Origin of the sequence: Acinetobacter legionensis (assembly GCF_048551735.1) — a bacterium.
GTDB lineage: Bacteria > Pseudomonadota > Gammaproteobacteria > Pseudomonadales > Moraxellaceae > Acinetobacter.
This window is the reverse complement of record NZ_JBIMBV010000015.1, coordinates 30,940-44,619: the sequence shown is the minus strand read 5'-3', so window position 1 is coordinate 44,619 and position 13,680 is coordinate 30,940. Positions and strand designations below refer to the sequence as shown.

At 38.1% G+C, this 13,680-nt stretch carries 8 protein-coding genes; 3 read left to right on the top strand and 5 right to left on the bottom strand.

Translation table 11 applies throughout. The features are described from left to right. Positions 1-13 precede the first annotated feature (13 nt). The gene (locus ACG9ZL_RS14205) at positions 14-1,423 is read right to left on the bottom strand and encodes a short-chain fatty acid transporter (RefSeq protein ID WP_419327933.1); all 1,410 of its coding nucleotides are present in this window, start codon (positions 1,421-1,423) and stop codon (positions 14-16) included. Positions 1,424-2,343: 920 nt separating this feature from the next. On the opposite strand from ACG9ZL_RS14205, the gene ACG9ZL_RS14200 reads away from it, so the two are divergent. Continuing rightward, complete coding sequence (locus ACG9ZL_RS14200) at positions 2,344-4,533, top strand: TonB-dependent receptor domain-containing protein (RefSeq protein ID WP_419327934.1); 2,190 nt, start codon at positions 2,344-2,346, stop codon at positions 4,531-4,533. Between the two features lie 224 nt (positions 4,534-4,757). On the opposite strand, the gene ruvB is transcribed toward ACG9ZL_RS14200, so the two are convergent. From ruvB to ACG9ZL_RS14180, 4 genes are read right to left on the bottom strand one after another with little or no spacing between them, the layout of a single operon-like run. After that, the gene (gene ruvB, locus ACG9ZL_RS14195; RefSeq protein WP_262086242.1) at positions 4,758-5,759 is read right to left on the bottom strand and encodes a Holliday junction branch migration DNA helicase RuvB; all 1,002 of its coding nucleotides are present in this window, start codon (positions 5,757-5,759) and stop codon (positions 4,758-4,760) included. A 17-nt stretch (positions 5,760-5,776) separates the two neighbouring features. Continuing rightward, on the bottom strand, positions 5,777-6,379 hold the full coding sequence (gene ruvA / locus ACG9ZL_RS14190; protein WP_004724404.1) for a Holliday junction branch migration protein RuvA: 603 nt from the start codon (positions 6,377-6,379) through the stop codon (positions 5,777-5,779). Between the two features lie 9 nt (positions 6,380-6,388). Then, positions 6,389-7,051, bottom strand: coding sequence for a hypothetical protein (locus tag ACG9ZL_RS14185; RefSeq protein WP_336953992.1), 663 nt, complete (start codon positions 7,049-7,051; stop codon positions 6,389-6,391). Further along, complete coding sequence (locus tag ACG9ZL_RS14180) at positions 7,051-8,391, bottom strand: deoxyguanosinetriphosphate triphosphohydrolase (protein ID WP_004724400.1); 1,341 nt, start codon at positions 8,389-8,391, stop codon at positions 7,051-7,053. The genes ACG9ZL_RS14185 and ACG9ZL_RS14180 overlap by 1 nt, the downstream gene beginning before the upstream one ends. Positions 8,392-8,882: 491 nt before the next feature. Here ACG9ZL_RS14180 and ACG9ZL_RS14175 point away from each other — a divergent pair, with 491 nt between their 5' ends. Next, the gene (locus tag ACG9ZL_RS14175; RefSeq protein ID WP_419360493.1) at positions 8,883-9,623 is read left to right on the top strand and encodes a hypothetical protein; all 741 of its coding nucleotides are present in this window, start codon (positions 8,883-8,885) and stop codon (positions 9,621-9,623) included. A 185-nt stretch (positions 9,624-9,808) separates the two neighbouring features. Then, positions 9,809-13,642: a phosphoribosylformylglycinamidine synthase gene (gene purL, locus ACG9ZL_RS14170; RefSeq protein WP_419360491.1), complete on the top strand. Its 3,834-nt coding sequence runs from the start codon at positions 9,809-9,811 to the stop codon at positions 13,640-13,642. Positions 13,643-13,680: the final 38 nt, after the last annotated feature.

Here is a 13,680-nt window from a genome sequence, read left to right as displayed (position 1 = left end):
AAGATATTACATTCTAAAAAGTAGGTGGCATATAGGTTAAAGTACGACCAAGAATCCACAATAAGAATAAAACTAAGGGTAAATGGAAGACAAGCTGAGTAACTGTAAATCCAATAACATCTTTGGCTTTTAATTTTAAAATTCCCAGCATGGGTAACATAAAAAAGGGATTAATTAAGTTAGGTAAAGCTTCTGCTGCATTATAAATCTGAACAGACCAGCCCAAATGTACTTTCAGATCGTGTGCAGCCTGCATGACATAAGGTGCTTCAATAATCCACTTACCACCACCAGACGGAATGAAGAAACCTAAAATAGCTGAATACAGCCCCATGACAATTGCGAAAGTTTCCTTAGATGCAATTGATACAAAAAATTCAGCAATATAATGAGATAGAGATAAATCTTGTGCGTTCATTGCACTTGTCATAATAAAAGCAATACTTCCATAGAGTGGAAACTGAATCAGTACGCCAGAAACCGCAGGGACAGCTTTAGATACTGCATTTAAAAAATTTCGAGGAGTTCCGTGTAAAGCAATACCCAGCATTAAGAAGATAAAGTTATAAGTATTTAAACTGGAAATCGCAATAATCGGATTGCTTTTTGTAAACTCATTAAACATCCAGATCAGGCCTAAAACTACAATTAAGATACTGAGAATTGGAGAGTTTTCCAGCCAGTCACCTGGGCGTTTTTTGCTTTGAACTTCGGTCTCTTTATCTTCAAAATGAATATCAAATTCATCAATGGTTTTTATACTATTGCCTTTAGGTGCAGACCAGAATGCAATGGCAATTGACACAATAATCAATACTGCAGTCATAATCATAGACTGTGGTAAAAAGATCGTTTCAGTAAAAGGAATAATACCAGTTAAGTTATAAAGTGGTTCTGGTAAGCTCGCCTTGTTTGCCTGTAACTGAGCAGCGGAAGAACTAATGCCAAGTGCCCAAGTTGCTCCCATACCAATAATAGCGGCTGCGGCAGCTGCACGATAATCCATATTCAGCTCTTTACGCTTGGATAGTGCAATCACCAAAAGGGCAGTTAAAACTGTACTCATGGCCCAATTAACCAGTGAAATAAAGAGGCTGACCGTCGCTACAAAAACAATAGCATTCCTTCCAGATGTTGGAATCTGAGCCATTTTTTGAATGAGCATTTCGACGGGTTTAGATACTGAAACCACATAACCAACGACAATCAACATACACATTTGCATCGTAAATGGAATCAAGCTCCAGAAACCATTGCCAAATGAAATTGCGACATCTTGAACAGATGCTCCTATTCCAATCGCAGCTATGGCGACAATGATGACACCTAACAGGGCAAAGATATAGGAATCAGGAAACCATTTTTCTGACCAATCACTGACTTTTATTGCAAATTTTTGTAATATATTCTGGGTGTTATCCATATTTAAATATCCTATTTATTTGATTATGAAACGAGCACATCCATGTTGAAAATATTGATTTTCGGGCGATAACCATCACTATCAGTGAGTTTGAATATTTGTATAAAAGACTCTCGGATGAGCTTTAGATATATGCACTGTTAAAATTTTTCTAAACTTACATTCCATGCAAGTTCACTTAATTTGATTCCCTTTTTGTGTTACTCAGTCAAAATCTTCAACTATCCTTTTATTAAATTATTAACATTGAATTAGCTTTTTTATAAATTTAAAGTTTTAAACATACAATAAGAAAAACTCATTAATCAAAATGGCTTGCTTATATTTATTTGTAATAGCGGGTTATAGGCAGTAACGTTTGAGCACCTAATGTATATGCCATATTTTCCAACTATCAACACTGTCAGCTCATTCCTGAAATATTTTTTCTGATTGTTTAAAAAAAGTTATATATATGATCCTTTATTTTTGCCTACTTATAAGTGCCTAATATTAAGATACACTATATTTTTCTAAAAATATTAATAAGAAATTCTTTAAAATAACCAATAAGTATATATTTAAATCATTAAAGTTTTTGATAAGCCTTACAACATGTTATGGAAATTAAGAAAAGACTTGTTTGAAGATTTAATCTGACAGTAGAAGTTTATATTTAGCGCTGTGTAAAAATGACTTATCGAAGATGAATTTTATAAAATAGTAAAATTTTTAATTGGATCTGTGTCGTTAAATCGCTTTGTGAAAACCAATAAATATTTTATTAAGTTTTAGTTAATTTTAAGTGTAATAAGTCTTTACTGGGAAGGTTATTTTTTGTATGCTTTTTATTACTAATGATAATTCTTATCATTAGTATTTGTGTTATTTGTTTTTATTTTGTCAATTATTTATCTCGTCCATCTATTGGAATTCTATTTATGAGTAAGTTTAACCTTTATCCAATCTCAATTGCATTTTTAGGAATTACAACAACTTCAGCTTTCGCTGAACGCAATACTGAATCTGCAGATGCACAACAACTTGCTACAATTGTTGTTTCTGCTGCGGGTTATGAGCAAAAACTTAAAGATGCACCAGCAAGTATTACTGTGATTACAGAAAAAGACTTAAAAGACAAACGAATAAACTCAATTGCAGACGCTTTAACTGATGTTGAGGGTGTCGATATTAGCCCTAGCGCTGGGAAAACAGGTGGTTTAAATATACGTATTCGAGGGATGGACTCTGAATACTCTCTGGTTTTGATTGATGGTCGTCGTCAGAACAGCACAGGAGACATCACACCAAATGGTTTTGGTGAATCAAATAACAGTTTTATTCCTCCAATTTCAGCAATTGAACGAATTGAGATTATTCGTGGACCAGCTTCTACATTGTACGGTTCTGATGCAATGGGTGGCGTCGTCAATATCATTACAAAAAAAGTTTCAAATGAATGGACAGGCTCAATAACATTAGAAGGTACTTTACTCCCTAGTAGCTCAAGTTTTGGCAATCAACGTGCTGCTGATGCATTTATTACCGGTCCGATTGTTCAAGATTTGTTGGGAGTACAACTTCGTGCTCGAAAAGCGCAACGTAGTCAATCCAATGTAGGCTATCTTGATAACAATAATAATTCAGTAGAACTGAGTATGGGAAATAATCCAACCAAATCGGATTTAGAAACTATAGGGGCTCGCATAACATTCACACCAACTAAGCAACATGATCTCTCCGTAGAGTATGAAAAAACTGAGCAATGGTATGACAATAGTAAAGGGCAACTTGGTACGCTTGGGGCCAATGGTGGCTATGATAATGCACAAGAATATAATAGAGATCGACTCACGCTTGCACATACATGGCGTAATAAATTAGGAAGCTTGGAATCCAGTATTAGTAATACTCAAACTGAAACAGTTGGTCGCCTTATTCCATCACGTGCTCAAGCTGGTTTAAATGTGATGACTCCCCGTCGTTTAGAAAGCGAAGACACGATTTTTGATACTAAATTCGCAACCCAATATCTTGATGGGCACAATATTACCTTTGGTGGACAATGGTGGGATGCGAGCATTAAAGATGGATTAAGAGTGAATAAAGAAGTTTCGTTTAAGCAATTGGGTCTTTTCGCTGAAGACACATGGGCGCTTAGCCCTGATTTAGCTTTAACGTTGGGTTTACGATTTGATGATCATGATACATTTGGTACGTTTTGGACCCCTAGAGCATATCTAGTTTGGAACGCAAATGACAATTGGACGTTTAAAGGTGGCTATAGTGAAGGCTATAAAGCACCTCGCTTAGAACGCCTGACCCATGGAATTTATAACGTAGGTGGGCAAGGACGAACCCCTCTTTTTGGTAACCCAGATTTAAAACCTGAAACAAGTAATAACTTTGAATTAGGTACTTATTTTAATAATGATTCTAATTTTGATGCTAATATCACAGCATTTTATAGTCAGGTGAAGGATAAAATAGTCACTGGCCCAATTGAAAGAACATGTGATGCCAAGGATTCTAAAGACAAAAAAGCTTGTGAAGATTTTATGGCAAGTGTGGGTACGCCTTGGTTAATGCAACCTGGAGATACTGGCTCCCGTGCCTGGAGTGTAAGACGTCCGACCAATGCTCAAAAAGCAAATATCTATGGTATTGAAACAGGCTTAAATTGGGAATTTATACCGACTTGGAAATTTGGTTTGAACTATACGTGGACCGAAACAGAAATTCAGGATAATGCACTGGGTAATCCGCCTTTAAACGATACGCCTAAACATATTGTTAACGCGTCGTTAAAATGGCAAGCTGATGATAATATCCAATTATGGGCTCGTGGTGAATATCGTAGTGAACGTGCTCGTTACGCCGCTACATATAATAATTTGTCTGCAACAGAAAAAGGGGTCTATGATGCATTGGGTGATTTTAAGGCATATAGTTTGATGCATATAGGGTCAAATTTTAATGTGAATGATGCGTGGGATATTGGCGTTGCTTTATATAATATTTTTGATAAAAACTTTATTGATTATGAGAAAGTAGGTTCACTTTATTACAATCAATATAGCAATACTCAAGAGGGGCGTCGTGTTCAATTGAGTACAACATTTAAATTCTAATAAATCTCAGCTTAGAGTAGCAATACAAAAGCCCTATTTTTATAGGGTTTTTGTATGTAGCTTCTTTTATGTATTTAATTTTTATAAAAATATTTACATAAATCGACACAGATTGTTAGGGGTTAGATGCTAAAAATATACGAGAAGAGATTTCTCTATAAAACTTAAAGCCTTTTAGAAAAAATAAGAAGAACATGGGAATATTGAATATTCCCATTTATTGATTATTTTGGCTCAGGTGGTGTCATCCCAAACTGTAAATAGGCTTGGTTGGTTGCAATACGCCCACGAGCGGTACGCATAGCATAACCCTGCTGAATCAAATAAGGTTCAATCACATCTTCTAAGGTGCCTGAATCTTCAGCCATTGCTGCGGCTAAAGCTTCAACACCAGCAGGGCCGCCATCAAAACGTTCTAATAACATCGATAAATAACGACGGTCTAAAGTATCTAAACCATCTTTATCAACATTTAACATATCCAATGCACGTTGTGCCATGTGTTGAGTGACTTCACCAGTACCTTTAACTTGTGCATAGTCACGGACACGACGTAACAAACGGTTAGCAATACGGGGAGTACCACGTGCACGACGAGCTATTTCTTTTGCCCCATCTGCTGTTGTGGGAACATTCATTAATGTTGCTGAACGCGCCACAATATGAGTTAAATCTTCTACTGAATAAAACTCTAAACGTTGCACAATTCCAAAGCGATCACGCAAAGGTGAGGTGAGTAGACCTGCACGCGTTGTCGCAGCAACCAAGGTAAATGGTGGTAAGTCTAATTTTATCGAACGTGCACCAGGGCCTTCACCAATCATGATGTCGAGTTGGTAATCTTCCATCGCGGGATAAAGAATTTCTTCAATTACTGGAGAGAGGCGATGAATTTCATCGATAAATAACACATCCCCTTCTTCAAGATTGGTCAGCATTGCAGCTAAATCACCTGCGCGTTCTAGGACAGGACCAGAGGTAGATTTAAGGTTCCCCCCCATTTCACGGGCAATAATATTGGCCAATGTGGTTTTACCTAAACCGGGTGGGCCAAAGATCAAGGTATGATCAAGTGCTTCACCACGACCACGAGCAGCACCAATGAAGATTTCCATTTGCTCTCGTACAACAGGTTGGCCTATATAATCATCCAAAGAGGTTGGACGAATGGCACGATCAAAATGATCTTCGGGTTTTTCAGCCCCACTGATTAAACGGTCTTGCATGAGTGTCTTAATCTATCTTATTTATTCATGGATTTAAGTGCAGCACGGATAATGTCGCTTGCTTCAGTATAGTCTGCTTTCACGGCATTAATCAGTTTTTGTGCTTCCAAAGGTTTATAACCTAAAGATTGCAATGCCGCTTCAGCTTCAGCAACAGCAGAATTGCCCGTAAATTGTATTTGAGTTGAAGTCGAATTACTCGGTGTGGTACCTGTAGCAAAGGCTTTAAAGCGATCACGCAGCTCGATCATTAAACGTTCGGCTGTTTTTGCACCAACGCCAGGGACTTTAACTAAAGTTTTCACATCACCATTCTCAACAGTATGTACCAACATTTCCACACTCAGTGTAGAGAGAATGCCTAAAGCCATTTTAGGACCTACACCATTCACTTTTAGCAGGGTGCGAAAGATGGTTTTTTCTTGAGCGTTAGAGAAGCCATATAGCAATTGAGCATCTTCACGTACGGCTAAATGTGTCCATAAGGTAACTTTTTGACCTTTTTGTAATTGGCAAAATGTTGAGAGTGGCGTGTCGATCTCATAACCTACGCCATTTACATTTAAAAGTACGGTAGGTGCTTCTAAAGCTAAGACTTCACCAATAAGACATCCGATCATTGAGTTTGTTCACTTATTTGTTAATGGTTGAATAGTAGATGCCATTTGCTCTAAACGCAAAATTGCTTTAAGAATTTCTTTGCGATTTCGGGCAGATTTTATCCAAGCAGGTAAACGATTAAAATAGGTTTTATTGGTATTTAAATAAGTTCTTTGTCTAAGGTTTGCAGAAATATAATCTTTTAAACAGTTAATATGTTCTTGATTATAGGCGAAAACAAGTCCATTTCTTGTTGCTACACATAGTGTTAGGCAATAACCAAAATAAGGATCTGTATTGAAGCCGCGATTAAATTGTTTGCGTATATCAAATTGGTTAGGATAGATCCGTTTGGAAATTGGGCAAAAGTTGCAATTCAATTCAATAAATTGAGGAACAAAACTCTTTTTTGCATAGTATTGATGAAACTGAAATTTTCCACGTTTACAACGACAAGTTTCTTCAATATCTAAATAAACCCCAGAGAAATAGCCTAAGTTATTTTCTTGTTTGGCTTTTTGGTCAAATGATTTACAACAATTTTGGCAACTAAAAAAGGGTTGCTCAAAATCAACATCATCAATTTTTTTCGTATAGACGGTGGCATTTTTTAAACAAAATGGACATTCTACTAAAATAGGTTGCCGAGAAAATTTATTCAATGTGATTCCATCATCTACAAACCGTTTCATCAGAAAAAACCAACCTTATTACCTTGAAGTTCTTGCGCTAAGTTATAGGCTTGATGGTCTGAAAATTTACTCACAATATCTAAGACTTGCATAATATTGTCATAGTGATGATCACTAAAGCGTGCACCAAACCGTTCTAATATAGACAGTAAACGACCATCTTTAAAACTTAATGTTTTATTCGGTGTGGTAAGGGGAATAAAGGCATCTAAAATATGCTGTAAACTCTGATGGGCAATAATTTCCAAACCTGATTTTTGCGGGTGTTCAAATATTTTTTCACGGGCAAGGTTTTTTGCTCGATCAATCCCAATCTCAATATCCTCAGCGCAGTATTGCAGTAATGAACCTTTTAGCTGGCCTGACAAAATTTGATAATGTTGTTTTGCGAAAGCAGTGGTTACTTCATCGACCAAACGTTTCATAACACGACCACGCAAAGCGGCAATTTTTTGTTGCCAAGTCATATACGGCATACTAAGTTCAGCGGGAACGCCATAATCTCCTAACAAATCAAGAAAAATAGGTTCAACTTCTTCATAGCTGAGCATATTGAGAATAATACCGTCTTCTAAATCAATTAAGGCATAACAAATGTCATCAGCAGCTTCTAGTAAATACGTCAGCGGATGACGACACCAATGATACTCACCCAATTGAATTAAACCGAGTTGATCTGCAATCTGTTTAAGAATTTCTTTTTCAGCTTGATAACAGCCAAATTTAGCCCGTTTGCTTGCAGGAGTATTTCCTTGAGATTCGATGGTCTTAGAGAGCCAAGGATACTTTAAGTAAGCTCCTAACGTTGCGTAAGTAAGACGCATACCTCCATCATGAGGATGATAGTCAATTTTAGTAAGCAGTCTTAAACCTTGGGCATTACCTTCGAACTGTCGTACATCTGCTTGTTGTTCAGGGCTCAGGTCTTGTAAAAAATTTGTATGTGCAGCATCATCAAACCATTCACGAATCGCATATTCACCAGCATGCCCAAAGGGTGGATTACCAATATCATGTGCCAAACATGCAGCTTGAATAATTGCCCCTACATCTGCTGGGGAGATCCAAACGGGGAGTTCATTTTTGATTTTTTCAGCAGCGAGCATTCCCAAAGAACGGCCAATACATGACACCTCTAAAGAGTGCGTGAGCCGTGTATGAATACCATCATGTTGGGTCAGTGGATGAACTTGAGTTTTACGATTGAGTTGTCTAAAACTTTGCGAAAATATAATGCGGTCATAATCTTTATGAAATGGACTTCGTGCCTGTTCTGTACTTTGCTTTTTACTACCTAAACGAACTGTTGAAAGGAGTTCTAACCAACGCATTTGAGTCATTTATCATTATTCATTCTTTCGTTAATCGTATGATGCCAAATTTATTGAAAATGTACTAGGGGCGGGCGACATACGTTGTCTTGGTCGGTTTATATTTGAGAAATATTTTCCCAGTATTTTTCACCCTTATATCCAAAATAATTCATAATGAAGTTATAAAAGTTGGCTTCAACACTAAACCAATCATCTCTCGCTGTAATTGGATTCACGACAGCAACAGAGCCATAATCAGGTGTTTCAGAATCAAGGCGAATTAAAAGCTGTTCACCATCATCTAAAAATTATCCAATAATACAATCGCCTGTTAATTTTTGATCTTTTCAATCCACTAAATATTGAGCAGTAAATTTTTGAATGATCTGTAAAGCAATTTATAATCTAGATAGTCCAAACATTAGGAAAATTTCCATGATTAAAGTTAATATGTTTATCCCTATAAACAATTAAAATGAATAAACATTATCCTTGTATCATTAAAAAAAGAGTAAAGCATGAATAAAAATTTCTTCTTATTAACTATGATTATTCTATTTGCAGGGTGTAGCCCAACTGATAAAAATCTATCTAATCAAAACAAAGAAATCGAAACTCAGAAAAAAAATGAAGCGAGCAAAGCTGAAATCGAAGAAAGCATTCCTGCCAAGCCTGAACCAGTAGATCAAGCTTTCGCGACTTTTGCTTTTCAAGAAACGCCAGATGGTCATCTGACAAATAATTGTATTTGGACAGATGATCCAAATGCTCAAAATAAACAGTATTGGAGTATCTTACCGAGCAGTATGTTGAATGGAAAAGCTAAATTTACAATAGAGGATCTTACACCTAGCAAGGTAAAGATTGGGCAACCAACTAAAAACTGCAACGAAGCTTATAAAAATGATACGGCAAACTATGCGTATGCGATTAATAAAAGTGGCGATTTGGTTAATGCGGTGGCCCTCAAGCTTGATCGAATGACTCAAAATGCGGATCATACCTATACAATTGATCTGAATAAAAACTCGCATCCTGAAAAAATCTATGTGTGCTATAACATGGAAAGTTTAGATGTATTTTTCATTGACTCTGCATCCCAAAACTCATATTTAGAACATATCAATGTCCGATTATCCTATGATATTGATGGTGAAATCGATCCTGAGATTTCTTGTGGGAAAGTCTTTTATCAAAAAAGCGGAATCATTGCGAAAGAAGATCCTAAAACGGCTGAGTTTCATTATACAGCTCAATAATTCAATTGTTACGAATCATGTTTAAAGACGAAAGTCAAAGTAAATCGGATATTTAAAACCAAGATTTCAGCGTTTTTTAAGTGGGATATGACTAGCTGAAATCTTGCTTTCACAGTAGAATATGCGCTCTCTTCAAGTCACATTGAGGTGGGTTGCCAAAACCTGCCCGTGGAGCCAAAAACAGCATGTTTATCGTTGCCGGTGCACCTGCACACTCTTCTTTTAAGCAAACACAACTATTAACACGCCTTGCGTCGATCAGTTCTGTTCAATCAATAGAAAGCCAATGGGTTTACCTTTTCGACCAAACGCTCAACGAGCAACAACAGCAATCTGCTTTACAGCTTTTAAACGATGGCGCATCGTTTGAAGTTCGTCAGGCTGCAAGTGACGAAGTCCAGATTTTAGTCACGCCACGTGTCGGTACAATTTCACCGTGGTCATCTAAGGCAACCGATATTTTTGCCAACTGTAATACACCTGTACACCGCTTAGAACGCGGTGTTTTGTTTACTTTAAAGGGAATTTCTGAAATTTCTGATGAAGTAAAACAAATTTTACATGACCGTATGACAGAAAGCGTTTTCAATAAAATTGATGACGCAACAGCTTTATTCTCTGAAACTGAGCCTAAACCTTTAAACTCAATTGATATTTTGGGGCAAGGTAAAGATGCACTGGTTAAAGCAAACTCTGAGTTTGGCTTTGCATTGTCAGATGAAGAAATTGATTATTTAACTGCAGCATTTAATAAGATGGGGCGTAACCCACATGACATCGAGTTGATGATGTTTGCTCAAGCAAACTCAGAACATTGTCGTCATAAAATCTTTGGTTCAGAGTGGACAATTGATGGTGAAAAACAACCATTATCATTGTTCCAAATGATTAAAAATACCTATAAAGAATCACCTACAGATGTTTTGTCAGCATATAAAGATAATGCTTCTGTAATTGTTGGTTTTGACACACAGCGTTTCTATCCGAAAAAAGATGAAGCCACGGGTCACCATATTTATAAATATAAGAGCCAAGCTGCCCACATTCTTATGAAAGTGGAAACCCACAACCATCCAACCGCAATTGCTCCATTTGCAGGTGCTGCGACAGGTTCTGGTGGTGAAATTCGTGATGAAGGTGCAACAGGCCGTGGTGGTAAACCAAAAGCAGGTTTAACAGGCTTTACGGTTTCTAACCTTAATATTCCAGGTTTTGAACAGCCTTGGGAAGAAAACTACGGTAAACCATCTCGTATGGCATCACCACTTCAGATCATGATTGATGGTCCTTTAGGCGGTGCAGCATTTAACAACGAGTTTGGTCGCCCTGCGTTAAATGGTTACTTCCGTACTTTTGAGCAAAATGTTAATGGCGAAGTAAAAGGTTTCCATAAACCGATTATGATTGCGGGTGGTTACGGAAATATTCGTCCTGACCATGTTGAAAAAGATGCAATTCAGCCCGGCGATTTACTGATTGTACTGGGTGGTCCTGCGATGCTCATTGGTTTGGGCGGTGGTGCAGCTTCTTCTGTAGATAGCGGTAAATTAGGTGAAAACCTAGATTTTGCTTCTGTACAACGTGAAAACCCAGAAATGGAGCGTCGTTGTCAGGAAGTGATTGATGCATGTTGGAGAATGGAAGACTTTAACCCGATCGTATCTGTACATGATGTGGGGGCGGGTGGTGTTTCCAATGCAATGCCTGAACTTGTGAATGATCACGAATTGGGTGCAACTCTTGATCTTCGTAAAATCCCATCGCTTGAACCAGGCATGTCACCAATGGAAATCTGGTCAAATGAAGCACAAGAACGTTATGTGCTTGCCATTAAACCAGAATCATTAGAGTTATTTGAATCGATTTGTGCCCGTGAACGTTGCCCATTTGCGGTATTGGGAGAAGCGACTGAAGCACGTCAATTGACTGTAAACGATCCATTGTTTGAAAACAAAGCAGTGGATATGCCAATGCAAGTCATGCTTGGTGGCACGCCACGTATGAGTCGTACATACGAAACGATTCAACGTAAAGGTGATGAGTTTGATGCATCTAAAGTCGATTTAAAAGATGCAATCTTCCGTGTATTGAAAAACCCGACAGTGGCTTCAAAATCATTCCTAATCACCATTGGTGACCGTTCAATCACGGGTATGGTATCGCGTGATCAGATGGTGGGCCGTTGGCAAGTTCCAGTTGCGGATGCTGCGGTAACCACAACAAGCTTACAAGGCTATACCGGTGAAGCAATGGCAATGGGTGAGCGTCCTCCTGTTGCATTGTTAAATCCTGCTGCTTCTGCACGTTTGGCCGTGGCTGAGTCCATCACCAATATCATGTGTGCCAATATTGAACAGATCAGTGATATTAAACTGTCTGCTAACTGGATGGCGGCCGCAGGTCAAAAAGGTGAAGATCAAGCATTATTCGAAGGTGTAAAAGCCATCGGTATGGAAATGTGTCCTGCATTGGGTATCGCAATTCCAGTGGGTAAAGACTCATTGTCGATGCGTACGACTTGGAATGACGAAGGCGAAGATAAATCTGTGACTTCACCAATGTCTGGTGTCATCACTGCATTTGCACCTGTGTTGGATGTTCGTAAAACATTGACACCTGAATTGAAAAATGAAGATTCAGTTCTAGTACGTATTGATTTATCTAAAGGTCAGTTCCGTTTAGGCGGTTCGATCCTTGCACAAGTGTATAAGGCAATTGGTTCTGTTACACCTGATGTTGATAACTTTGATGAGTTCAAAGCATTCTTTGCATTGGTTCAAGATTGGAATAATCGCGGTTTGATCAAGGCGTATCATGACATTGGTGATGGTGGCTTATTGGCAACTGTTGCTGAAATGATGTTTGCTTCACGCTTAGGTGTAGCACTTGAAGATCAATCTACTGAAAGCTTATTTGCCGAAGAAATTGGTGCAGTATTGCAAATTTCTAAAGCAGACTGGGCAAGTTTGACAGATGAAGTTGCAACTTCAAGTTTAAAAGAAGCGATTAGCGTTGTTGGTACTGTCAATGATTCTGATAAATTGTCAGTGAACGGTTTGATACTTGATCGCGCTGAATTGCAACAAGCTTGGACTGAAGTTTCTCATCAAATTCAACGTTTACGTGATAATGTAGAAACAGCTGATTCAGAATTTGCATTAATTGGTGATAAAAATCATAAAGGTATAATTGCATTACCAACATTTGATTTAAATGAGCCTGTTGAAGCTCCTTATATCAATGAACGCCGTCCAAACATGATGATTTTACGTGAACAAGGCGTGAATGGTCATGTTGAAATGGCTGCGGCATTCGATAAAGTTGGTTTTAATACTGTTGATGTTCACATGAGTGATTTACTTTCAGGTCGTGTAGATTTAGACGACTTTGAAGGTCTGGTTGCTTGTGGTGGATTCTCTTATGGTGATGTTTTAGGTGCTGGTGGTGGTTGGGCTAAGTCTGTGCTGTTTAATCCTAAACTTCGTGATCAATTTGAGAAATTCTTTAACCGGGACAATACTTTCTCTGTAGGTATTTGTAATGGTTGTCAAATGTTGGCTCAGCTTGCGCCACTCATTCCGGGTGCAGACAACTGGCCACGTTTCCGCCGTAATACTTCAGAAGTATTTGAAGCCCGTGTTGTGAATGTGAAAGTTGAGAAATCTCCATCGATTCTTTTAGAAGGTATGGAAGGCTCTATTTTACCAATCGCTGTTGCACATGGTGAAGGTCGTGCAGAAACTTCTGCTGAAAACTTTGCTGCGTTAAATGCAGGTAATCAAGTGATTTTACGCTATGTAGACAGCTTGGGTAATGCGACTCAACAATATCCACTGAACCCAAATGGCTCTCCTGAAGCGATTTCTGGGGTGACTTCAAAAGATGGTCGTGCAACGATTATGATGCCGCATCCTGAACGTAATTTCCGTGCAATTCAGCATTCTTGGAAGCCTGAAGAGTGGACGGAAGATGGTGCATGGTTACGTATGTTCCGTAATGCGCGTAAGTTTATTGGTTAATTAAATCCTAGGTCAATGAATTGTAAAAGCCCCGTAAG